The 23,504-nt window shown below is 67.4% G+C and carries 19 protein-coding genes; 4 read left to right on the top strand and 15 right to left on the bottom strand.

Annotated elements, in window-relative coordinates:
• Positions 1-26 precede the first annotated feature (26 nt).
• Positions 27-860 carry a LysR family transcriptional regulator gene (locus tag NA11_RS28735; RefSeq protein WP_069165154.1) on the bottom strand — a complete coding sequence of 278 codons (834 nt, stop codon included), beginning with the start codon at positions 858-860 and terminating at the stop codon, positions 27-29.
• A 68-nt stretch (positions 861-928) separates the two neighbouring features.
• Between NA11_RS28735 and NA11_RS28730 the strand changes: the two genes are divergently transcribed.
• Entirely contained in the window at positions 929-2,062 is a 1,134-nt protein-coding gene (locus tag NA11_RS28730) for a YbfB/YjiJ family MFS transporter (protein WP_069165153.1), read from the top strand.
• Here NA11_RS28730 and secG read toward each other — a convergent pair.
• The 5 genes from secG to NA11_RS28705 form a co-directional block, all read right to left on the bottom strand.
• Complete coding sequence (gene secG, locus NA11_RS28725; RefSeq protein WP_069165152.1) at positions 2,049-2,282, bottom strand: preprotein translocase subunit SecG; 234 nt, start codon at positions 2,280-2,282, stop codon at positions 2,049-2,051. The two genes, NA11_RS28730 and secG, sit on opposite strands and share 14 nt — an antisense overlap.
• Positions 2,283-2,668: 386 nt before the next feature.
• The gene (locus NA11_RS28720; protein WP_069165151.1) at positions 2,669-4,264 is read right to left on the bottom strand and encodes an MFS transporter; all 1,596 of its coding nucleotides are present in this window, start codon (positions 4,262-4,264) and stop codon (positions 2,669-2,671) included.
• A 452-nt stretch (positions 4,265-4,716) separates the two neighbouring features.
• On the bottom strand, positions 4,717-5,625 hold the full coding sequence (locus NA11_RS28715; RefSeq protein ID WP_069165199.1) for a DMT family transporter: 909 nt from the start codon (positions 5,623-5,625) through the stop codon (positions 4,717-4,719).
• A gap of 253 nt (positions 5,626-5,878) precedes the next feature.
• The gene (locus NA11_RS28710; RefSeq protein WP_141717897.1) at positions 5,879-6,427 is read right to left on the bottom strand and encodes a DUF3841 domain-containing protein; all 549 of its coding nucleotides are present in this window, start codon (positions 6,425-6,427) and stop codon (positions 5,879-5,881) included.
• Positions 6,428-6,436: 9 nt separating this feature from the next.
• Complete coding sequence (locus tag NA11_RS28705; protein ID WP_069165150.1) at positions 6,437-7,066, bottom strand: TetR/AcrR family transcriptional regulator; 630 nt, start codon at positions 7,064-7,066, stop codon at positions 6,437-6,439.
• Between the two features lie 191 nt (positions 7,067-7,257).
• On the opposite strand from NA11_RS28705, the gene NA11_RS28700 reads away from it, so the two are divergent.
• Complete coding sequence (locus NA11_RS28700; protein ID WP_084655151.1) at positions 7,258-8,679, top strand: lipase family protein; 1,422 nt, start codon at positions 7,258-7,260, stop codon at positions 8,677-8,679.
• 48 nt (positions 8,680-8,727) lie between these two features.
• Positions 8,728-9,552, top strand: a complete 825-nt coding sequence (locus NA11_RS28695; protein WP_069165148.1) for an META domain-containing protein — start codon at positions 8,728-8,730, stop codon at positions 9,550-9,552.
• A gap of 512 nt (positions 9,553-10,064) precedes the next feature.
• Here the strand turns inward: NA11_RS28695 and tpiA are convergent.
• From tpiA to NA11_RS28650, 9 genes are all read right to left on the bottom strand, one after another.
• Positions 10,065-10,850, bottom strand: coding sequence for a triose-phosphate isomerase (gene tpiA, locus NA11_RS28690; RefSeq protein ID WP_069165147.1), 786 nt, complete (start codon positions 10,848-10,850; stop codon positions 10,065-10,067).
• Between the two features lie 14 nt (positions 10,851-10,864).
• Entirely contained in the window at positions 10,865-12,079 is a 1,215-nt protein-coding gene (locus NA11_RS28685) for a phosphoglycerate kinase (RefSeq protein ID WP_069165146.1), read from the bottom strand.
• A gap of 4 nt (positions 12,080-12,083) precedes the next feature.
• Positions 12,084-13,103, bottom strand: coding sequence for a type I glyceraldehyde-3-phosphate dehydrogenase (gene gap / locus NA11_RS28680; RefSeq protein ID WP_069165145.1), 1,020 nt, complete (start codon positions 13,101-13,103; stop codon positions 12,084-12,086).
• Between the two features lie 749 nt (positions 13,104-13,852).
• On the bottom strand, positions 13,853-14,836 hold the full coding sequence (gene whiA / locus NA11_RS28675; RefSeq protein ID WP_069165144.1) for a DNA-binding protein WhiA: 984 nt from the start codon (positions 14,834-14,836) through the stop codon (positions 13,853-13,855).
• Complete coding sequence (locus tag NA11_RS28670) at positions 14,827-15,873, bottom strand: gluconeogenesis factor YvcK family protein (protein ID WP_069165143.1); 1,047 nt, start codon at positions 15,871-15,873, stop codon at positions 14,827-14,829. Before NA11_RS28670 ends, whiA begins: the two co-directional genes overlap by 10 nt.
• Positions 15,870-16,850, bottom strand: coding sequence for an RNase adapter RapZ (gene rapZ / locus NA11_RS28665; protein ID WP_084655150.1), 981 nt, complete (start codon positions 16,848-16,850; stop codon positions 15,870-15,872). Before rapZ ends, NA11_RS28670 begins: the two co-directional genes overlap by 4 nt.
• A gap of 115 nt (positions 16,851-16,965) precedes the next feature.
• The gene (gene uvrC, locus NA11_RS28660) at positions 16,966-19,059 is read right to left on the bottom strand and encodes an excinuclease ABC subunit UvrC (protein ID WP_069165142.1); all 2,094 of its coding nucleotides are present in this window, start codon (positions 19,057-19,059) and stop codon (positions 16,966-16,968) included.
• Positions 19,060-19,199: 140 nt separating this feature from the next.
• Positions 19,200-19,637 (bottom strand): hypothetical protein, encoded by a 438-nt coding sequence (locus tag NA11_RS28655; RefSeq protein WP_141717896.1) that lies wholly within the window; start codon positions 19,635-19,637, stop codon positions 19,200-19,202.
• Between the two features lie 204 nt (positions 19,638-19,841).
• Positions 19,842-20,537 (bottom strand): HAD family hydrolase, encoded by a 696-nt coding sequence (locus NA11_RS28650; protein WP_069165140.1) that lies wholly within the window; start codon positions 20,535-20,537, stop codon positions 19,842-19,844.
• 207 nt (positions 20,538-20,744) lie between these two features.
• Between NA11_RS28650 and NA11_RS28645 the strand changes: the two genes are divergently transcribed.
• Positions 20,745-22,709: a gamma-glutamyltransferase family protein gene (locus NA11_RS28645; protein WP_069165139.1), complete on the top strand. Its 1,965-nt coding sequence runs from the start codon at positions 20,745-20,747 to the stop codon at positions 22,707-22,709.
• The last annotated feature ends 795 nt before the right edge of the window (positions 22,710-23,504 follow it).

Here is a 23,504-nt window from a genome sequence, read left to right as displayed (position 1 = left end):
AGGAGGTCCCGACTTTCCATGAACGCCTAGGCAACCCCGAGAAACCGTGCCACCGCAGGCGAAGTCGTCGGCTTGGCGTGCCACGCCAGGTACACATGCGACGGCGGCGCATCCGGAATGTCCACGTACACCACACCGGGATGCGGTGCCCGGCTGCGCGCCAATGCGGGCACGCCCCCGATACCCCGGTCCGCCGCAACGAGTTCGATCCATTCGTCGAAATTCTGGCAGGTGATGATCGGCCGATGCGGGTCCGCCGGATCCCACGACCCGGCATCGGTGGTGCCGGACACCACGTTCACCACCAGCGGATAGCCTGCCAGGTCGGCCCAGCGCAGCCCGGTCGCCTCAGCCAACGGCGAGCTCGCGGCGACGGCGAGCACCCGGCGCTCGGTCGCGATCACCCGCGACGCCAGGTGATTCGGTAGCCGAGTTTCCCTGCGGTAGATGGCGATATCGAGCGATCTGGCCTCGAGCGCGGCCAACGGATCGTCGACTCGACGCAGCGTGATGCGGCCACCGAGCGCCTCGTAACGACGTCGCGTCGCCGCCAGCCAGGTAGTCGGCAACAGCCATGCGAACCCGATTTCGATGGTGGCCCGCGACCGCAGCTGCGCGACAACGCCATCCACGTCGGCGACGATCCGCCGGGCGTGGGTGAGCAACTCGGCGCCGTCGTCCGTCAGGTCGAAGCGCCGCGAGGTGCGCTCGATGAGCCTGCCCTCCACGATCCGCTCCAACTGCTGGATGGTCCTGGTCAGCGCGGGCTGGCTCAGATGCAGGCTGGCCGCGGCCTTGGTATAGCTCCCCTCCTCACACAGCGCGACATACGCCCGCAGATGCCGCAGCTCGATATCCATGCATCAAGCGTATACATGGTGCGTAGAAAGCATTTAACAGACGTCGAAACGGGCCGTACGTTCGCGGGGTGACCGCTACTCTCGCGCCCGCTCCCCGCAAGAGCCTCGCACCGGCCTTCGCGGCCGCCGCCGGGCTGGCCGCCGCGATGGGCGTCGGCCGTTTCGTCTACACACCGCTGCTGCCCATCATGGTGGACGCGCACCGGATCAGCGCACACGACGGCGCCATGATCGCGACCGCCAACTACGCGGGCTACCTGCTCGGCGCCATCCTGCTCACCCGCTGGCCGGAATTGAACAGCCGCAACACTTTCCGCATCGCCGCCGGTCTGCTGGTGCTCAGCGAGCTGTTGATGGCCGTGCCTGCCCCTGCGCTGTTCCCGGCCGCGCTGCGCCTGATCGCCGGCGTCACCAGTGCCGTCATCTTCGTCGCCTGCGCGGGCGTCGCCGCCAGGCCGGGCAGCAGCCGGGAGGCGGCGGGCATCGCGTTCGGCGGCGTCGGCTTCGGCATCGCGCTGACCGGAGTGCTCGTCCTCGCGGTGCGGCCGTTTCTCGGCTGGCAGAGCATGTGGCTGGTGTCGGCCGTGCTGACCGCCGTGTTGCTGCTGCCCGCGTGGCGGCTCGACATCAGGCCGGGCCTGCGCGCCGGGAAGGCCACCATCCGATCGACCGGTGCGTGGCGCGCACTGCTCGTCGCCTACTTCCTCGAGGGCCTCGGCTACATCGTGATCGGCACGTTCCTGGTCGCCGCGGTCAGCGACGAACGCGGACCGGTGGTCGGCTCCGCGATCTGGGTGGTGGTCGGTGCGGCCGCCGTGCCGGCAACGGTGCTGTGGGGCGTCGCCGCTCGACGCTGGTCCCCCGCCGTGGCCATGCCGATAGCGCTAGTGGCGCAATGTGTTTCGGCATTGCTGCCGGCCGTCTCCGCCGCGGTGGTGCCCGCCGTGATTTCGGCGGCGCTATTCGGCGCGACGTTCCTCGGCATCGTCATGCTGGCCATGCGGATCGGTGGCGAGCTCTCGGATGACACCGCGGCGGCACCGCTCACCGCCGTCTACGGCGCGGGACAGATGCTCGGTCCGTTGGTGGTGGCGCCGGTGATCGGCAACAGTTATCCGGCCGCGTTCGTCATCGCCGCCCTGGTACTGGCGGCTGCGACGATCGCGGCCGGTGTAGTGACCCGCCTGATCAGGCGAACTTGATCTCCAGACCAATGCCGAGGATGGCAATCAGCCAGACGACGCCGGTGAAGATGGTGAGACGGTCGAGGTTCTTTTCCACGACGGTCGAGCCGGACAGGCTCGACTGCACACCACCACCAAAAAGGCTGGACAAACCTCCACCCTTGGCGCGGTGCAGCAGCACCAGCAGCACCAGCAGCACGCTGGTGACGATCAGGAGGATATCCAGGAACATCCGCATGCGGGACAGTGTATGCGGTCGATCGAATCCCACCGAATCAGGCACTCGGTAACTGTCACTGGGCAACCGAACCGCGCGCTGTGCGACAGACAACTCTGCCCTGCGCGACGGACAACTCAGCCCCGGTGCAACCGCCGACCCGGCCCCGGTGCAACCGCCGACCCGGCCCCGGTGCAACCGCCGACCCGGCCCCGGTGCAACCGCCGACCCGGCCCCGGTGCGACACACCACCCCGCCCCTGTGCAGCAGACGATCCTGCCCCGTGCAGCAGACGATCCTGCCCCGTGCAGCAGACGATCCTGCCCCGTGGTGCAGACGATCCTGCCCCGTGGTGCAGACGATCCTGCCCCGTGGTGCAGACGATCCTGCCCCGTGGTGCAGACAATTCAGTGCGGTGAGATCGCCACGAGATGGGTGATCCGGTCCGCGCCGTTGGTGTACTCCGCCACCGCCTGCTCGCGGATCTGATCCTGCGCGGTGAGCCGAACCTGGTGTTGATGCATGTGCTCGGCCCACGACCGGACGACGAACGCCTCCACATAGCGGTCGAGCACACCGACGTCGCGGTACAGCCGCCACTCCATCGCGCCGGTGCGTTGCCGCGACCGGCCGACGAACGCCATCGCGCTGGTGAACTCGTCGAGATGCTCCGGCGGCACGTCGTAAGTGCGCAGCACCAGCACCGGCCCGTCGGCCGGATCGGGTTCGACCGCCAGCTGCGGTTCCGGCCAGAACGCCGAAGGTGTCTGGTCGAGGTTCTCCGCGTTGTGGCTGATCGGCAGCCACACCGTGCTCACCGCGCAGCACGCGAGCAGCGCCGCGGCGCACAGGAGCGCGAACACTGGTCCGGCCGCGCCGGCGACCAGTCCCCACAGCAGCGAGCCGATCGCCTGCCCACCCATGAACACGAGCAGATATACCGAGAGCCCGCGCGCCCGCACCCAGGCAGGCAGCAACAACTGCATAGTCGAGTTCATCGTCGACATGGCGAGCAGCCAGGCGAAACCGGCAAAAACCAGCAGCACCAGCACGATCGGCACGACATGCAATACCGCGGCGGCGGCCGTCGCGACCCCGAACAGCACTGCGGCCGTGCTCAATCGCTGGGTCGGGGTCAGCAGCGTACGCAGCCGCGACAACCCGATCGCGCCGAGCACCGCGCCGAGGCCGAGCGCGCCGAGCATCAGTCCGTAGCCGGACGAGGACAGTCCGAGTTCGTCCCGCGCGATCACCGGGAGCAGCGCCCACAGCGCGCTGGCCGGCGCGATGAACAGGATCGAGCGCAGCAGCACCCGGCGGATCGCGGGCGCCGCGCGGATGAAACGGGTCCCGGCCTGCAACGCCGCCAACGGGCGTTCGCTTGGCAACCGCCGATCCTTCGCGGGCCTGCGCCACAGCGCGAGTACCACCACGATGCCGACGAACGACACCGCGTTGAGCGTGAACACCAGCGTCGGCCCCGACAGCGAGACCAGCACGCCCGCGATGGCAGGGCCTACCGCCCGCCCCACGTTGATGCTCATGCTGCCCAGCGCGGCCGCCGACGGAATCTGTTCGCGCGGAACGAGTTCCGGCTGAATCGCCTGCCAGGCAGGCCCGGTGAGCGCCTGCCCGCAGCCGAGCAGGAACAGCAGCGTCAACAGCACGGCAGGCGTGGTGTGCCCGGTCGCGGTCGACACCGCGAGCACCGCGGCGAGGATCGCCATCGACGACTGCGCACAGAGCAGCAGCCACCGCCGGTCGACCAGATCCGCGATCACCCCCGACGGGATCGCCAGCAGCATCACCGGCAGCGTGATCGCGGTCTGCACGAACGACACCAACACCGCGGCATTCGGCTCATCGACCAGAATCCACTGCGCTCCGACGGTCTGCATCCACGTCCCGAGCTGGGATACCAGCTGCGCGATCCACAGGGCGCGATACACCTTCGACCGCAACGGAGCCCAGGTGGAGACGGCGGCAGGGGCGGCAGTAATCACTTACCGAAGCTTAGCTTTCCCGCCCCACCACCCTGCCGACCGCCTGCTCGGGCCCCCCTTGTGTCGTCCAGCCACGACTTCAAGATCATGAGGTACTGGTGCAGGTGGCCTCTCGCACGATGCCGCCACCAGTGCCTCATGATCTTGAAACGGCCGGGTGATCCCGAACGCCCGATGCACCACCGCACGGCGATGGCGCGTCCGGAACCGGTGCGGCGCCGGTGGGGCCGATCGTTGGTCCGCGCGGAACTGATTCGCTGACAACACGCGGATTCCGCGATGATGTCCCTCTCGGCGTGACGCGCTCCCGCGAGTGGGACACGGTGGAAGCGACACGCCGCGGACGGCTCCGCCATGTCCCGCTCGCGCGCCGCCGAATGATCGGTGGTCCGCGCGGAACCGATTCACTGACAACAGGCTTCGCGCGGAGCGGTCACGGTGCGTGGCGTGGGCTAGAGGGTGTCCTTCTCGCGCGATTGGGCGCTCGTCAGGATCAGGGCGAGTACGAGGAGACCGCCGCCGAGCAAACCCGTTGTGGTCAGCCGTTCGCCGAGGATGAGGGCGGCGAGCACTGCGCCGGTGAGGGGTTCGAGGAGAGCGAGGACAGCGGCGGTGCCTGGGCCTGCGTCGGGGAGGCCGCGGAAGTAGAGGGTGTAGGCGATCGCCGTCGGGACCAGGCCGAGCACCAGGATCAAGGCGATGCCGCCTGCGGTCAGGTGGAATGTCACCCCGGTGGTTACGGCCAGTGGTGCGAGCAAGAGTCCGCCGCCAGTGAAGCCGAGGCCGGTGGTGGTCATCGCGTCGAGGCCTACTACTGGGCGGGCGCTGAGCACGGTGACCGTGGCGAACGCGGCGGCCGCGGCAACGGCCAGTGCGGCGCCGCCGAGCAGTCCGGCGGCGCTCATGTCGTCGGAGGGCACGCCGACCAGGAGAGCCAGACCGGCGAGGGCGATCCCGATGGTCACGGCTCGGCGCCGGTCCAGTGCGCGGCGGCCGGTGACTTGTTCGAGCAGCGCGACGAGGACGGGTGACGCGCCGATCGTGATCAACGTCGCGACGCTGACCGAGGACGCGGCGACCGCACCGAAATAGCTCGCTTGGAAGGCCGCGGCCAGACCGGCGACCGCGCCGATTCTGCGCCAGGCCACGGGGTTTCGCGGCCACGGCCGTCGGGTCACGGCCAACAGCGCGACAAGCAACAAGCCGCCGACCGCGAGGCGGCAGGCGGCCACCGCGACAGGTGAGAGGCCGGTGGAGCGGCCGAGCAGGGTACCGAGCAAACCGCCGGTGCCCCAGAGCATTCCGGCGCCGACGAGGTAGACGAGGCCGGAACGGCCTGCCGTGGACAGGGATACAGACATGATGGGTTCGCGCTCCTGCGACAGAAGGGTTGGGGTCGCGGAAGCGAGGTGCATGGGTTGTCCAGAAACGCTGGAACACACCGAAACGCCGGAGTTGCGGAAAGCCTTGATACCGAACGCGGACGCGGGCCGATATTGATCTCCGGAATGCCGAACCGGCGCACTCACCGATCAGGTGGCGCGCGGAGTCCTACACCTCGCTCAGGAGGCGGGCGGCGGGGTTATCGGAAAGCACCGGTGCACGCGGACGATACTAATGCCCGCCGCCGGGGTCTGTCGCGCGGGCCCGCGCCAGCAGTATCGGGTCTGCCTCGATGCGGGCCGCGGTGTCGGCGTCGGGTGGGTACAGCCTGGCGCGCAGGATCCAATCCTGGCGCAGCTCAGGCACTGTCACCTGTGATTGGTCCCACTTGTCTGCTATTCGACAAGTCCAGTCCATCTCCGACGAACCATCGGAACCCAGCTGGTAGGCGAGGTAATCGTTCCAGAGCGAGTACGACGTGGTGAGCGTGCGATCGTCGGGCACGTCGAGCGTCAGCAACCACCGCCCCTGTGCCCATTCGTACAGGCTGAGTAGTTCATTCGCCGTCTGCCGAACAACAGACCGGCGACGGCCGCGGCCCGGCCAGCACCACACCGGCGGCGCCGAACCGCAGTCGATGCCGCGGCGTGCCATCTCGGCCACCAACGCCGCGTAGGCGGGGCGCAGGTTCAGCGGCACACGATCCCAGCCGGCCCGGTAGACACCCGTCGACCGCACCGTGGCGACCACCTCCGCCGCCTGCAGTGTCCATACCCGCACGGGCGCGGCCTACTTGTCGACCGCGTCGGCGTAGGTCTGCAGCATGTCCTCGATGAGCGCGAGCACCGCGTCGTCCAGTTCGGGGCGCTGATAGACCCCGCGCACCACTGCCTGTCCCGAAAACAGATGCAGCACAAGGAAGAACATCGGCTCGCGCAGGCGCTGCGGGTACCGATTCAGGATGCCGGTGTCCTCGACGGCGGCGACGATCTCGTCGTAGTAGGTTTCGACCGTCGGCGCGATCCGCTCCCGCAGGTCGGCGTCGGAGCGGGCCGCCAGGTAGATCTCGCGCAGCGCGTGGGTGATGTTGTCCGACTGCGCGGCACGCAGGAAACGCAGGGCGGTGTCGAGCGGATTCGCTTGCGCGCCAAGCTGTTCCATCACCGCGGTGAAGGCGATGCGCTGCCGCGCGACGATTTCTTCGGCGGTCCGCACGATCAGGTCGAGCCTGCTGTCGAACTGCCGGAACATCGCGCCGACGGACAATCCCGCCCGCCCGCAGATCTCCTGCACGGTGGTGCGCTGGTAACCGACTTCGCCGATCGCGGCGATGGTCGCGTCGACCAGCTTGGTCACGGTGGCTTCGCGGCGCTCCTGTTGGGTGCGGCGCGGCCGTGCCGGTTCTGCGCTCCTGGTCATGACGAACCATCCTGCCCCGTGCGGTCGGTGCCGCCGCCCATCGGGTGGGCGTGACCGTCGCCACAGCACTCGGGCCTGCGTGACCGTTGACACAGCAAGAGGCGGGCCCTACATTCAATCCGCTGTTAAGAAGCAAATGTTCTCTTTCTTTTCGTGAGCCGCGCCGATGCGGAGATGTCGAGGAGTTCCAGATGACGATGGGCACCACCGGGAGCACCAGAAAGCTGGTCGCGCAGGCATGCCTCACCCTGGCCGCGGGATTGACCGTGGCACTGTGCCCGGCGCTGGTCGCCACGGCGCATGCGGAGCCGGTGCCGGTCGCGCCGCCCCTCCCCTTCCCGGTGCCGCCAGCCCCGCCCTATCTCGATCCCGGGTTCTACAACCCCGACCCGGCCCGAGTCGCTGCGGCCGAACCGGGCGAGATCCTTTCGGCACGCCAGGTCAACCTCGCCAACTTCTTCGTGATCCCGCTGAACGTGCGGGCATGGCAAGTGTCCTTCCGTAGCACCAACACTCGCGGCGAGGCCATCCCCGCGGTCGCCACCGTGATCGTCCCGCATCGGCCTTCCCCGACCCCCGAGCGGAACCTGGTCGCCTTCCAATTCGCCGAGGACTCGTTGTCGGTGAACTGCGCGCCGTCCTATGTCCTGCAGATGGGTTCGCTGCCGAACCCGACCAACCCGGTGATCTCGGCCGAGTTCATCGAGGTCCAGGCCATGCTGCAACTCGGCCACGCGGTGGTCGTCCCCGACCATCAAGGCCCGAACGCGGCGTACGCGGCCGGACCGCTCGGCGCCAGGATCACGTTGGACGCCATCCGGGCCGCCGAGAACTTCGAACAGGCCGGATTGAACGGCCCCGCCACCCGGACCGCGCTGTGGGGCTACTCCGGCGGCGCCATTCCGACCGCACACGCCGCCGAACTGCAGCGCACCTACGCGCCGGAACTGAACATCGTCGGCTCCGCGGTCGGCGGCCTGCTTGCCGATTTGCGCATGTCGCTCGACTACAACAACGGCACCTCGACCTTCGGCGGCGCGGTGCTCGGCGGATTGTTCGGTGTGGCACGGGAATATCCGGTACTCAACACCTTCATCGACCAGTACATGAATCCGCTCGGCAAGGCGGTCCGGGTGGTTCACGAAGGTCAGTGCGTCGCACTGCAATTCGCCGCGTTCCCGTTCGTGAACATCAAAGGACTGTTCAACTACCCCGGCGGCGACCCGATGACCGCGCCCGAACTGCAACCGCTGTTGGACGAGATGACCCTGGGTCGGCGCGGCACTCCGCAGTTCCCGGTGTACATCTACGAGGCGCCACTGGACGAGGCGATGCCGATCAACGCGGTCAACAACCTCTACGACGCCTACTGCAAGGATCCGAACGCCAGCGTCTACTACACCCGCGAGATCATCAGCGAGCACGGCATCGCCGCCGTGTCAGGCGCAGGTTCGGCCGCGCTGTGGCTCAACGACCGACTCAACGGCGTGCCGGCCAAGCCGGGCTGCACCAACCGGGATGTGCCGTTGCAGATCCTCGATCCCGGTGCGGCCGCCGCGTTCGCCAACGCGGTCGGGCAGACCCTGGCCTCCCTGCTCGGCATGCCGGTCTGACCGGCCGGAGACCGGACCGGATCGCTCAGCGTCGGTAGCATCGGCCCCATGTCGGTCAAACTGGTGTGGTTCGGTCCGGTCGTTCTCCTCGCACTTCTCGGCGTCGCCGCCTGCTCGGACGGGGACTCGGGCTCGAAATCGACCACCACCTCGACTACCGTCTCCGGCATGCCGATACCCGGTGGTGGACCGGTCCCGATGGGCCGCACCTTCATTTCGACCAAGGTCGACGGCACGCCGATCCCCGGCGGCGGACCGCTGACCATCACTTTCAAGGACGGCCGCATCGGCGCGGACGCCGGCTGCAATTCTCACGGCGGCGCAGTTACTTTCGACAACAACAAGCTCACCGTGTCCGGCTTGTCGAGCACCCTCATGGCCTGTGCCGACGACCGGCAGGGCGCCGACGGGTGGCTCAGCGGCCTGCTGGATGCGAAGCCGACGTGGCAGGTCGACGGCGACATGCTGACGCTGCAGGGCAACAACGTGACGGTGACGCTGCAGGACAAGAAGGTCGCCCAACCCGACAAGCCGATCAAGGGCACCACCTGGATCGTCACCGGCCTCATCACCCCGGACGCCCAAATCCGTTCGCAGGCCATCGATGACGTGAAACCCACCCTCACCATCGCCGAAGACGGCGCGGTCTCCGGCAGTGCGGGCTGCAACCGGATGATCGGCACCGCCACCGGCGCTGGCGCCGACCTCACCTTCCAGATCGGCACCACCAAGATGCTCTGCGGCCCCGAAGTGATGGAAGTCGAGCAGGCGGTCCTGAAAGCCTTGGACGGCAAGGTAACCGCCACCGTCGACGCCAACGTCCTCACCCTGCGCAACGCCAACGGAAGCGGCCTCACCCTGCGCGCGGAGTAACACTCCCAGCCCATCCCGTCGACAATGTGCCGAATCCCCCGCGCGCGAAGAAAATTCGGCACCGCACCGAGGCAGCGCCAGATCCCCCTCCGCACGGAGTAGCACTTCCAGCACATCCCGTCGACAAACGGTGCCGAATCCCTGTGCGCGAAGAACAACTTGGCACGCGCGCCCCGAGGACGAGGCAGATCCCGCGCGCGGAGTAACACTTCCAGCGCATCCCCGTCGACAAACGTGCCGAATCCCTGTGCGCGGAAAACAACTCGGCGCGCGCCCCGAGGGCGAGGGACTGCCAGATCCCCACACGCGGGTAACGCTCGCGGCACAAGTGCGTATCGACGACAAGACGCGCAATACCGGCTCGGCGAACGATGTGCAGACACAATAGACCCAGGCACCGCTACTGCGGCACCCGACTCATACGTGAACTCACGACAGTGCAGCAAGCGGCAGCCAACGCGAAAGGGCCGGGCATCGCTAGTGCGAGGCCCGGCCCTTTCGCGTGAAAACTGTTACGGCAGTGGGCCGCCCGCAGCGATCGCGGACAGGGTGGCGAACTCGTCACCCTTCAGCGAGGCGCCGCCGACCAGCGCACCGTCGATGTCCGGCTGCGCGACGAGCTCACCGACGTTCTTGGCGTTGACCGAACCGCCGTAGAGCACGCGGACACCCGCCGCGACCTCCGCCGAGGCCAGCTCGACCAGCTCTTTGCGGATGGCGCCGCAGACTTCCTGCGCGTCCGCGGGGGTCGCGACCTTGCCGGTGCCGATCGCCCAGACCGGCTCGTAGGCGATGACGACCTTCGAGATCTCCTCCGCCGTCAGGCCTTTCAACGATCCGCGCAGCTGCTCGATGTTGTACTCGACGTGGGTCTTCGCCTCGCGGACGTTGAGACCCTCGCCGATGCACACGATCGGCGTGATCCCGTGCTTGAGCGCCTGCTTGGCCTTGCCGAGCACGGTGGCGTCGTCCTCGTGGTGGTACTGGCGCCGCTCCGAATGCCCGACCGTCACGAAGGTGACACCGAGCTTGGCCAGCATGGCGCCGCTGATCTCGCCCGTGTAGGCACCCGAGTCGTACATCGAAACATCCTGCGCCCCATAGGTGAGCAGCAGCTTGTCGCCTTCCACCAGCGTCTGCACACTGCGCAGATCGGTGAACGGCGGCAACACCGACACGTCGACCCTGGCGAAGTACTTCTCCGGCAACGCGAACGCGATCTTCTGCACCAGGGCGATGGCCTCGAGATGGTTGAGGTTCATCTTCCAGTTGCCCGCGATGAGCGGCTTCCTAGTCACTGCCGTAGCACTCCTCAATCGTCCAGCACTGCGATGCCCGGAAGTTCCTTGCCCTCCAGGTATTCCAGCGACGCGCCGCCGCCGGTGGAGATATGCGAGAAACCGTCCTCGGGCAACCCGAGCGCGCGCACGGCCGCGGCCGAGTCGCCGCCGCCGACGACGGTGAACGCGCCCTTACCGGTCGCGGTGCCGATGGCCTCGGCCACCGCTCGAGTGCCTGCGGCGAAGTTCTCGAACTCGAACACACCCATCGGGCCGTTCCAGAACACCGTCTTCGCCTCGGTGAGCAGCGCCGCGAAGCGGGCGGCCGACTCGGGGCCGATGTCGAGACCCATCCAGCCGTCCGGGATCTCGTGTGCTGGCACCACCTTCGAATCCGCGTCGGCGGCGAAGGCGCTGGCCACCACGATGTCGCGCGGCAGGTGGATGACGTCGGCGAACCGGTCGAGCAGGTCCTTGCAGGTGTCGATCATCTCTTCCTGCAGCAGCGAGGTGCCGACCGAAAGGCCCTGTGCGGCAAGGAAGGTGAAGCACATTCCGCCACCGATGACCAGCGTGTCGACCTTCGGGGCGAGCGCCTCGATGACCGCGAGCTTGTCGGAGACCTTGGAACCACCGAGCACGACCGCGTACGGCCGCTCGGGATCCTGCGTCAACGTCGCGAGCACCTCGACCTCGGCGGCGACCAGCGTGCCCGCATAGTGCGGCAGCAGCTTGGCCACGTCGTACACCGACGCCTGCTTGCGGTGCACTACACCGAAACCGTCGGAGACGAACGCGCCGTCGTCGCCGACCAGCTCGACCAGCGCGGCCGCGAGCTTGGCCCGGTCCGCGTCGTCCTTGCTGGTCTCGCGCGCGTCGAAGCGGATGTTCTCCAGCAGGAGCACATCGCCGTCGGTCAGCCCCTCGGAGCGCGCGAGCGCGTCCTGGCCGACCACGTCACCGGCGAGCTGCACGTTGCGGCCGAGCTCCTCGGCCAGCTTCGCGGCGACCGGCGCCAGCGAAAGCTTGGGGTCCGGCTCGCCTTTCGGGCGACCGAGGTGCGCCGTGACGACCACCTTCGCGCCGGCCTCGACCAGCGCTTTGATGGTAGGCACCGACGCGATGATCCGACCGGGATCGGTGATCTGGCCGCTGTCGTCGAGGGGGACGTTCAGGTCGGAGCGCACGAGCACGCCCCGACCTTCGACACCCTCGGTCAGCAGATCTTGAAGTGTCTTGACTGCCATGGCCTCAGAGCGACTTGCCGACGAGGCCGATGAGGTCGGCGAGACGGTTGGAGTAGCCCCACTCGTTGTCGTACCAGGACACGACCTTCACCTGGTTGTCGATGACCTTGGTCAGCGGCGCGTCGTAGATCGACGAGTGCGGGTCGGTGACGATGTCGCTCGACACGATCGGGTCGACGTTGTACTTGAGGATGCCCTTCAGCGGGCCCTCGGCGGCGGCCTTGTACGCGGCGTTGATCTCGTCGATCGAGGCCGAGGTGCGCAGGGTCGCGGTGAGGTCGGTGACCGAGCCCGTCGGGACCGGAACGCGCAGCGCGTAACCGTCCAGCTTGCCCTGCAGTTCGGGGAGCACGAGGCCGATCGCCTTCGCGGCACCGGTGCCGGTCGGCACGATGTTCAGCGCGGCGGCGCGGGCACGACGCAGGTCGGGGTGCGGCGCATCCTGCAGGTTCTGGTCCTGGGTGTAGGCGTGGATGGTGGTCATCAGACCACGCTCGATGCCGAAGCTGTCGTTCAGCACCTTCGCCAGCGGGCCGAGGCAGTTGGTGGTGCACGAGGCGTTGGAGATGATGTTCTGGCTGCCGTCGTACTTGTCGTCGTTGACGCCCATGACGACGGTCAGGTCCTCGCCCTTGGCGGGCGCGGAGATGATGACCTTCTTGGCGCCGGCCGCGAGGTGGCCCTTCGCCTTGGTCGCGTCGGTGAAGATGCCGGTGGACTCGACGACCACGTCGACACCGAGGTCACCCCACGGCAGGGCCGCCGGGCCCTCCTTGATGGCCAGTGCCTTGATGCGCTGGTCGCCGACCACGATGGTGTCGTCGCCGTCCAGCGAGACATCCTGCGGCAGGCGGCCCAGGATCGAGTCGTACTTCAGCAGGGTCGCGAGAGTCGCGTTGTCGGTGAGGTCGTTGACCGCGACGATCTCGATGTCGGTGGTGCCCTGCGCCTTCAGCGCCTCCACCGCCCGGAAGAAGTTACGTCCGATACGACCGAAGCCGTTGATACCAACCCGGACAGTCACGTTATCGCTCCTCAGCTTTCAAGCGGATCATTCCGATGTCTTGTAACAGTAGTGCCCGACCGTAACCGCACCGACATGCACCTGTCCGTTGTGAACTGATGCTCTCGCTGCGGTTATCCGGTTCCCAGGGTGCGAACCGTCCGAGTGACACTCCACCACCGTAACCAGGGAAGTTGATCACCGACCGGTCTCTTTCCTCACAACCCGGCCCGCCGACCAGCACAGAACCGGCGTCAACCCTACTGGCAATCCGATTTGTCCGAACCGTCCACCCGCCGAACACCATCCGCCGATGGTTTGGTGTCGAGGGGGTACTGGTGCAGGTGGCTTCTCGGGCGATACCTACACCAGTACCCAGTGATCGGGCGACCAACTCCAGAACGGTGCGGATCCTGCCAACCGCCCTCGTGCGGCGCACCTCCGACAGCAGGCCCCACGGCCACACCGGCCCGCACAGTTCGCACGGTTCTGGAAATCCGCACTCTTTGGTGGATTCGCACTCCTTCTGGAGGCCCAGAAGGAGTGCGGATCCGCGGAAGGGGTACGAATCCTTCAGGACCAGGCGTGGCACCTCGAGGCCACGCTCGGCACCGGTCTGGATCCGCACCCGTTCTGTGGATCCGCACCCCCTTGGGGCACCCCGAGTGAGCGCGGATCCACGGAAAGAGTGCGAATCCAGCCAACCGGCATGGGTTACCGGTACTTCGATCGTTCCCCCTTCCGGTTGGCGGGAAGGGGGTGGGTCGTACCTACGCCTCGTCGAGGAGTTCGGCGGTGACTGCGGATTCGGTGTCAGGGACACCGAGTTCCTTGGCGCGACGGTCTGCCATCGAAAGCAGCCGTCGAATCCGCCCCGCCACAGCGTCTTTCGTCATCGGCGGATCGGCGAGCTGGCCGAGCTCCTCCAGCGAGGCCTGGCGATGCTGCACGCGCAGCTTGCCTGCCGCGGCCAAATGGTCGGGCACATCGTCGCTGAGGATCTCCAGCGCGCGCTCCACCCTGGCGGCCGCGGCGACTGCGGCCCTGGCCGAACGGCGCAGGTTGGCGTCGTCGAAGTTGGCGAGCCGGTTCGCGGTGGCCCGCACTTCGCGGCGCAGCCTGCGCTCCTCCCAGACGATGCGGGTGCCGTGCGCGCCCATCCTGGTGAGCAGCGCGCCGATCGCCTCGCCGTCGCGGACGACGACGCGGTCGGTGCCGCGCACCTCACGTGCCTTCGCCGTGATGCCGAGCCTGCGGGCCGCGCCGACCAGCGCGAGCGCCGCCTCCGGACCCGGGCAGCTCACCTCGAGCGCGGAGGAACGGCCCGGCTCGGTGAGCGACCCGTGCGCGAGAAATGCTCCGCGCCAAGCGGCTTCGGCGTCCGCGATGCTGCCGCCGACCACCTGTGCAGGCAGCCCGCGCACCGGACGACCACGCACATCGAGCAGCCCGGTCTGCCGGGCCAGCGCCTCGCCCTCCTTGGACACGCGCACCACATACCGGGAGGTCTTGCGCAGACCGCCGGCACCGAGCACGTGCACATCGGAGCCATAGCCGTATAGCTCGAAGATCTCCCTGCGCAGCCTGCGCGCGATGGAACCCATGTCCACCTCGGCCTCGACGATCACCCGCCCGCCGACGATGTGCAGGCCACCGGCGAACCGCAGCAACGCCGACAGTTCCGCCTTGCGGGAACTGACTTGCGACACGGTGAGCCTGCTCAGCTCGTCCTTCACATCGGCTGTCATCGCCACGAGACGCGCTCCTTTCCACCCAACCCGGAACGCACATCCTGACCCATGTGCCGTCCCTCGACTCGAAGCCCTGCCATTTGCGACCGAGGTTGCCGGATCAATTGATCCAGTGCGGCGGCAAGCTTTCCGGGGTGATGCCGGTCCGTTCCCGCTTCGGCGACATCGGAGAAGGTTACTCGCGCCCGCAACTGTTCCGCAGCTCTGGCCACATGTTCTCGCTCGCGACCTTCGGGCACGGACCCGGAATCGACAAGTACTTCGTCGACCACGAATTCCGGTGCGTGCTGGGACAATACATGCAGGTGCCGTTCGGCGGAGAAACCCGCCGTTTCGCCAGGTTCGGCGGCTAGGTTCAGCACCAGGACTTTTCTGGCTCGGGTGTACACGAGCGCCTCTCGGAGTTCGGGGACGAGCACATGGGGGATGACGCTGGTGAACCAAGAACCAGGACCGAGCACGACGACGTCGGCGTGTTCGATGGCCGAGGTGGCCTCCTGGCCCGCGGGCGGATCGGACGGAATCAACCGCACGCGCCGCACCTTGCCGGGTGTTGTCGCAATGGCGACCTGTCCGCGAATGCACCGGCTCACTCGCGGATCTGCTTCCAGCCCAGCCACATCCGCTTCGATATCGAGCGCGATGGGCGACATCGGGAGTACCCGGCCGGTGATGTTCAGCATTTTCGCGACCTCGTCCAGCGCGGCCACCGGATCGCCGAGGACCTCGGTGAGCCCGGCCAGGATGAGGTTGCCGACCGAATGACCGGCCAGCGCGCCGGTGCCGCCGAAGCGGTGCTGCACGGTCTTCGTCCAGACGCCGTCGGCGTCGGCGGCCAGTGCGGCCAGCGCCATGCGTAGATCACCGGGCGGTAGCACGCCGAGTTCGGCACGTAGCCGACCGGACGATCCGCCGTCGTCGGCGACGGTGACGACCGCACTGATCTTTCTGGTCAGTCGCCGGATCGCGGTCAGCGTCGCGTAGAGACCATGCCCGCCACCCAGCGCGACAATGCTGGGATCGGTTTCCCAACCCGTCATTCGCGCCCCAGATCCCGATGGACGACCCGCACCACGTCGGCGGATCCTTCGGCGCCGCCGGTGATCTCGCTCATCAGCTCGCCAAGAGCCTCGGCTATCGCCACGCTGCGGTGCCTGCCTCCGGTGCAGCCCACTGCGACCGTCATGTATCGCTTCCCCTCTTGGCGGTAACCGTTCATCGTCAGATCGACCAGGTGGTGGCAGGTACGTAGATAATCGCCTGCGCCGGGGCGCGACAGCACATACTCGCTCACCACTGGTTCCTGACCAGTGTGGTCCCGCAATTCTGGAATCCAATGTGGATTAGGTAGAAAACGCACATCCAACACCATGTCGGCGTCCAGTGGAACCCCGTGCTTGAAGCCGAAAGACTGCACGGTCAGCTGCAGCGCGCTCGGCGCGCCGCCACCATACGCCTCCTCCAGCTTGCGGTGCAGCTGGTGGATGGACAGTTCGGTGGTGTCGATGACCAGGTCGGCGGCGCTCTTCACAGCGGAGAGCCGAATCCGTTCGGCGGCGATACCCGCCGAGAGCGTGCCGTCCCTGCTCTCGCTCTGCAGCGGATGACGGCGCCTGGCGAAGCCGAACCGACGGATCAGTACCTCGTCGGATGCTTCGAGAAACAGCACCCTGGTCTGGATGCCGAGCTTCCGCAACTGTTCGGTGACCACCGAGAGATCGCCGGTGAAGAACCGGCTGCGCACGTCCATCACCAGGGCGAGGCTGCGGATCGGCGGTTCGGCGGAGGCGCCGAGTTCGACCATCCTGCCGATCAGCTCCGGCGGCAGGTTGTCGGTGACATACCAGCCGAGATCTTCGAGTACGCGGGCGGCGGTGCCGCGGCCCGCGCCGGATAGCCCGGTCACGATCACGACTTCTACCTGCGGGTTCACCGCTGGGACAGCGCTCGCGGGGCTGGCCTGCTCCGCGGTCTGTCGCGGTGTGCCCGCAGTGTTGTTCGATTCGACGCGTGTCATGTCCTACCGGATCCGTCTCTTGGGTACCTCTCGAATCATCCCGCACCGGTTCCGGTATCGGGCGCAGACACACAACGTACGCGAAACCGAAACTTCCGGTGTGGTGGTCGAGCGACTATTCCGATTGCAGCGCGGCGAGCACCGCCTTGGCGGTCGCCAGCCCGATGCCGGGGACCTCGGTGATTTCCTCCACCGTTGCCTGCTTGAGTTTGGCCACCGAACCGAAGTGAGTCACCAACGCGGTCCGGCGCGCCGCCCCGAGGCCGGGCACCGAGTCCAGCGCGGACGCGGTCATCCGGCGCGACCGTTTGCTGCGATGGAAGGTGATCGCGAATCGGTGCGCCTCGTCGCGCACCCGTTGCAGCAGGAACAGCGCCTCGCTGTTGCGGGGCATGATCACCGGGTCGCTCTCCCCCGGCACCCACACCTCTTCGAGCCGTTTGGCGAGGCCGATCACCGCGACATCGGTGATGCCGAGCTCGTCGAGCACCTCGGCGGCGGCCGCGACCTGAGGTGCGCCGCCGTCGACGACGTACAGGTTCGGCGGGTAGGAGAACTTGCGCGGGCGACCGGTCTGCGGGTCGATGCCGGGGCGGGTGTTGAGTTCCAGTGCGGTATCGCCGATTTCGACAACATCGGCGCTGTCGTTCTCGGCTTGATCCGCGCTCGCCATGAGGTCGCGTTCTTTTTGCAGCTTGTAGAACCGTCGCCGGGTGACCTCGCGAATGCTGCCGACGTCGTCGGAGCGGCCGTCGCCCGCGGCCTCCTTGATCGCGTAGTGGCGGTACTCGGATTTGCGCGGCAGACCGTCCTCGAAGACAACCAGCGAGGCGACCACGTCGGTGCCCTGCACGTGGCTGATGTCGACGCATTCGATCCGCAGCGGGGCCGAGTCGAGGTCGAGTGCGTCCTGAATGGCTTGCAGCGCAGCCGATCTGGAGGTGAGGTCGCCCGCGCGCTTGAGTTTGTGCTGCTGCAGTGCCTCCATCGCGTTGCGTTGCACGGTTTCGGCCAGCGCCTTCTTGTCGCCGCGCTGCGGTACTCGCAGGTGCACCGTCGAACCGCGCAGATTCGACAGCCACTCCTGGATCTGCTCGACGTTGGCGGGCAGCGCGGGAACGAGCACCTCCCTCGGCACCACGGTGGCGGGCTGTTCGCCCTCGCCCAACTCGGCGGCGGCCACCTGCTCGCCGTAGAACTGGGTGAGGAACTGCTCGACGAGTACGGCCAGTTCGCTGCCCGCCTCGGGCGTGTCGCGATCCGGCTCGGCGCCCTCCGAGGCGCCGCCAGCTGCCTCCTCCCGGCTCGACCGAACCAGGTCGAGGGCGTCACCCGACTTGTCCACCACCCAGCCGCGCTGGCCGCGGACCCGGCCGTCGCGCACGTGGAAGATCTGCACCGCGGCCTCCAGCTCGTCGGTGGCGAAGGCGATCACGTCGGCGTCTGTGCCGGTACCGAGCACCACCGCCTGCTTCTCCAGCGCGCGACGCAACGCCTGCACGTCGTCGCGCAACCTGGCGGCGTTCTCGAAGTCCAGGTCCTCGGCGGCGTCCTGCATCCTGCGTTCCAGCTGCCGCACCATGCGGTCGGTGCGGCCTGCCAGGAAGTCGCAGAAGTCCTCGACGATCCTGCGGTGCTCCGCGGCGCTGACCCTGCCGATGCACGGCGCCGAACACTTGTCGATGTAGCCGAGCAGGCAGGGGCGCCCGATCTGGTTGTGCCGCTTGAACACTCCGTTCGAGCAAGTGCGAGCGGGGAACACGCGCAGCAGCAGGTCCAGGGTTTCCCGGATCGCCCAGGCGTGCGCGTACGGGCCGAAGTACCGCACGCCCTTCTTGCGCGCGCCGCGGTAGACGAACAGGCGGGGGAACTCCTCGTTCAACGTCACCGCGAGCACCGGGTACGACTTGTCGTCGCGGTAGCGGACATTGAACCGCGGATCGAATTCCTTGATCCAGTTGTATTCGAGCTGCAGCGCCTCGACCTCGGTGGACACCACCGTCCACTCGACGCTCGCCGCCGTGGTGACCATCTGCCGCGTCCGCGGATGCAGCGAAGCGACGTCGGCGAAGTACGAGTTCAGCCTGCTGCGCAGGCTCTTCGCCTTCCCGACATAGATGACCTGCCGGTGCGCGTCCCGGAACTTGTACACCCCTGGTTCTACGGGAATCGTGCCCGGCTTCGGCCGGTACGTCGCTGGATCTGCCACCCATCCAGCCTAACGAGCAGGTCCGACAGGTCCGCCGAGGTGTTGGGGGCCTGTCGGATTTCGCCGGTTCAGCGCGCCCGGCCGACATCGGATCGACGAAACACGCTGCACCGCAGGAAGATCGCCGCCCGTGCGCCTGCTCAGTGGGCGAGGCGTGGTTGGTCGAACCACGCCATGGCTTCGGACCGGTTCAGCTGGTAGAGGATGGCGCACGAGGTGACCAGTGAATAGAGGGAGGCGACAACCCACAGTGGGAACGGAACCGGACCCGTGCCACTGAGCACGCCCATCGCGCCCTGGGCGAGCGCCGCGGCCAGCGCCGCAGTGCGTACCCGGCTGCTGTGGCGGGTGAAACGCAGCGCAATGAGGCCGAGCGGGACACCGAACAGATACTGCGTCGCCGCGGTGAGGCCTGCAGCGTCGCCGATCGTCAGCCACATGATCAGCGGATACGCGAGACCGACCGCGCCGAGCCCGAATCCCATATCCCGCGCATCGCGGACCGGTCCAGGTAGCGCCGCTCGCCCGAGCAACTCGGTGACCAGTGCCCGATCCCAATCCGATAACTCCGCTGTCACGACGTCTCCCGATCGCACGGCCAGATCCATGGCGCCACCGCGCCGCGAATCCATGGTGCCGCGAAACCGGCGCACTCATCGGATGATTCAGCGAATCTGTCCACTGGCTGAGCTGGAGTTTGCCGACGGCCGCCGGATGACCTTGGATATCAGGCGGATCCGCCGCATCGTTCGGCCGGCCAGCGGCGACTTCGTCCCTGCGTTTCAGCGGTCGATCGTGAAACCGTGCTCCTGTAGCGCGTCGATCAAACCCGTGGGGCGTTCCCAAGTGGGTAGCGGGTCGACCAGTGCGAATCGGCAGCCGAGGGCAGTCGCGCCGCCGTCCGCCTCCGCGCTGTCGCCCACCATGAGGGCCGACTCCGGGTCGACGCCGAGCTTGTCGAGGGTGGCCGCGAAGATGCGTTGGTCGGGTTTCATCGCGCCGATCTCGAAGGAGAGGGCGAAGGCATCGATGTACCTGTCCCAGTTGCGGGCGGTGAACGCCGCGCGCACGTCGAAGGCGATGTTGCTCACGAGCGCGATCTGCAAGCCCTGAGCCGCAAGGGAAGTCAGCACCGCTTCGACGTCGGGGTAGGGCGTCCAGCTGGTGGGATCGACCATGTGGTCATAGAGGAGGGCGGCCTGGTCGTCGGTGGGCACGCCGGATTTGCGCAGCACCTCGAGATAGGCGTGCCGATGCAGCTTCGGGTCCAGATCACGGTTCTCCCACGCATGCTGGCCCTCGGCGTCGAACTCGACGAGCTGGCCGACCGGCGCGGTCATCCTGCGCAGGATCTCGGTCTTCTCGTCCAAGTCGAAGGCGCGGCCGTCGGCCGCGACGAGCCCATCACCCCAAGCCTGGCTCTCGCCCAGTCGAAACAAGGTCCCGGAATAGTCGAACAGCACCGCCTCGATCGTCACCGGACCAGCCTACCGACGGATGCGCACCGGTCGGAATTCGCGCCGCGCAGGCACCCCATCCGGCCAGGTCCGGCCCGGGTTTTCCGGCGGGTCGACGACAAGCGGTGGCGCGCAAGAGCGTTCATCGCCGATCCGGACAAAACCCGCCGCACGGCTCGTCCGCTAAACCGTCCCCCGTTGTCGGTACCGACCGTTAGAGTCCCTGGCATGAGGCGCTCGCGAGGAACCTGGACCAGCGTTGTGGCGGCCGTGCTGCTCACCGCGGGGATGGCAACCGCCTGTTCGTCGGAGGCGGACAAGGCAGTCGGCGTCTGCGAGGCGACGCCGAACGGGACGCTGATGGCGGCCACGCAGTCCGAGGCGAGCGGCAAGACCAAGGACATCAGCACCAATCCGGAGCTGTCCACCGGCTATCGGTCCGGGATGACGAAGGCCAGCACCAAGACCTTCGCGGTCGCCACCGCGAACACGGTGGCCAGCAAGGCCGCGTGCGAGGTGCTGCGCGACGGCGGCACCGCAGCCGACGCGCTCATCACGGCGCAGACCATGCTCGGGCTGGTGGAGCCGCAGTCCTCCGGCATCGGCGGCGGCGCGTTCCTGATGTACTACGACGCAGCGACCAAGTCGGTGGAGGCCTACGACGGGCGCGAAGTTGCCCCCGCCGCGGCGACCGAGAACTATCTGCGCTGGGTCAGCGACACCGATCAGTCCGCGCCGAAGCCGAACGCGCGGGCCAGCGGCCGGTCCATCGGCGTCCCAGGCGTGCTGCGGATGCTGGAGATGGCGCACCGCGATCACGGCAAGACGAGCTGGCGCGAACTGTTCGACCCGGCCATCGGACTCGCCGACAAGGGGTTCCCGATCGGTCCGCGGCTCGCGGCGCAGATCGCGGAACAGGCCAAGAATCTCGCCGTCGACGACGCGGCGAAGGCGTACTTCCTCAACCCCGATGGCACCCCGAAAGCCACCGACACCGTGCTCACCAACCCCGCGATGGCGAAGGTGCTCGGCGCCGTCGCCACCGATGGTGCGCAGGCCTTCTACACCGGCGCCATCGCGCAGGACATCGTCGCCGCCGTGACCGCAGGCTCCGGCGGCCGCACCCCCGGCCTCATCACGACCGCCGACCTGGCCAACTACCAGGCGAAGAAGCGCACCGCTCTGTGCACCGACTACCGCAACCACCAGATCTGCGGCATGCCGAATCCGTCGTCCGGCGGCAGCACCGTCGCGGCGACCCTCGGCATCCTCGAGAACTTCGACTTGGCCGCGCTGCGACCGGACAACCTCGCAGACGGCGGCGACAGCGCACGCAACGGCGGCAAACCGAAAGCCGAGGCGGTGCACCTCATCTCGGAGGCCGAGCGCCTCGCCTACGCCGACCGCAACAAGTACGTGGCCGACACCGATTTCATTCCGCTGCCAGGTAATTCGCCGCAGACCCTGGTGAACAAGGACTACCTGAAGCAGCGGTCCGGCCTGATCGACCGCAACCGCAGCATGGGCACCGCCCAGCCCGGCGATTTCGGGCCGGTTCCGCTCGGCGTCGGCCCGCAGCCGCCGGAGCACGGCACCAGCCACATCTCGGTCGTCGACCAGTACGGCAACGCGGCCGCGATGACCACCACCGTGGAATCCGAGTTCGGGGCATTCCACCTCGTCGACGGATTCGTGCTGAACAACCAGCTCACCGACTTCTCCGCCGACCCGCTCGGCACCGACGGCGCCCCCGTCGCCAACCGCATCCAACCCAACAAGCGCCCCCGCAGCTCGATGGCCCCCACCCTCGTCTTCGACAAGGGCCCCGACGGCACCCGCGGCGCCCTCACCCATGTCGCAGGCTCCCCCGGCGGCTCGGTGATCATCCAGTTCGTCGTGAAAACCCTGATCAGCATGCTGGATTGGGGCCTGGACCCGCAGCAAGCCGTCTCCGCCCTCTCCTTCGGCGCAGGCAACACCCCCACCACCGGCCTCGGCGGCGAACACCCGTCCATCAACGCCGCCGACAACGGCGACCACGACGCCCTCGTCCTCCGCCTCCGCGAACTAGGCCACCAGGTCTCGGTGGCTCCCCAGTCCAGCGGCCTCAGCGCGTTGCAACGCGCACCCGACGGCTGGACCGGCGGCGCCGACCCTCGCCGCGAGGGAGCGGTGCTCGGCGATACTCGGTAAGGGCTGGGGTTCCGAAGGGGAAGGTAGGTAACAGAAGACACTGCCTGCCGTCGGAATCGTGAGTTGGCGATGTGCCATAGGCATGTGCCGTAGTAGCGCTTGACGTACGAATGTGCTTGTGGCGCACGCTGCGGCGTGGGTCGAGTGGTCCGGTTCAAAGATCCTCCGGGGAAGTGATCCTGAGGGAGGTTGACGGGAGTCATATGGTGGGCGTCTCGACTCGTCTTGCCACCATTTGACTCCCGTCAACGGAGGTCAGCAACCATTCAACTACCGTCAACGAGGCCCAACCGTTTGACTACCGTCGATGGGGTCGGCAACAGTCCCCGGTCATCGGCCGGGGGTTCGACTCAGAGACCTCCAAAGCGATCTTGAAGCGTTGGCGTGGGAGAAAAGGTGCGTGTCGCGACACGCGTCGCAACCACTTCTCTCACGCCAATCAGGTTCAGCAACTACTTCTCTCACGCCAACATGGTCGGCAACCACTTCTCTCACGCCAACGAGGGAAGCCACCGCAATTCTCACCTCGACACGACCCAGCCGCTGCATCGGGCTGCGGTCCGGGCCGAAGGTCCTCGGGAAGTGATCTCGGGGGATGTTGACGGGAGAGAAATGGTGCGTGTCGCGCGGCGTGTTGCAACCATATGACTCCGCTCAACGAGGATCAGCAACCATTTCTCTCCCGTCGATCAAGCACGGCAACCATGCGACTACCGCCGATGGGCACGAATATTCGAGGTCTTCTTGAAGGCTCTCGAGACTGGACCACAGCCAAGTAACCCGGCTGGAACCAGA

The organism is Nocardia altamirensis NBRC 108246, assembly GCF_001612685.1.
GTDB classification, from domain to species: Bacteria; Actinomycetota; Actinomycetes; order Mycobacteriales; family Mycobacteriaceae; genus Nocardia; species Nocardia altamirensis.
Note: the sequence above shows the minus strand (reverse complement) of the source record. Positions and strands in the feature narration are given on the sequence as shown.

Coding starts and splice junctions, on each gene's coding strand:
- NA11_RS28685 (WP_069165146.1), bottom strand. CDS start 12,079: ATGGCAGTCAAGACACTTCAAGATCTGCTGACCGAGGGTGTCGAAGGT.
- NA11_RS28715 (WP_069165199.1), bottom strand. CDS start 5,625: ATGTCTGTATCCCTGTCCACGGCAGGCCGTTCCGGCCTCGTCTACCTC.
- NA11_RS28700 (WP_084655151.1), top strand. CDS start 7,258: ATGACGATGGGCACCACCGGGAGCACCAGAAAGCTGGTCGCGCAGGCA.
- NA11_RS28735 (WP_069165154.1), bottom strand. CDS start 860: ATGGATATCGAGCTGCGGCATCTGCGGGCGTATGTCGCGCTGTGTGAG.
- NA11_RS28695 (WP_069165148.1), top strand. CDS start 8,728: ATGTCGGTCAAACTGGTGTGGTTCGGTCCGGTCGTTCTCCTCGCACTT.
- secG (WP_069165152.1), bottom strand. CDS start 2,282: ATGCGGATGTTCCTGGATATCCTCCTGATCGTCACCAGCGTGCTGCTG.
- NA11_RS28705 (WP_069165150.1), bottom strand. CDS start 7,066: ATGACCAGGAGCGCAGAACCGGCACGGCCGCGCCGCACCCAACAGGAG.
- NA11_RS28670 (WP_069165143.1), bottom strand. CDS start 15,873: ATGACGGGTTGGGAAACCGATCCCAGCATTGTCGCGCTGGGTGGCGGG.
- NA11_RS28645 (WP_069165139.1), top strand. CDS start 20,745: ATGAGGCGCTCGCGAGGAACCTGGACCAGCGTTGTGGCGGCCGTGCTG.
- rapZ (WP_084655150.1), bottom strand. CDS start 16,850: ATGACACGCGTCGAATCGAACAACACTGCGGGCACACCGCGACAGACC.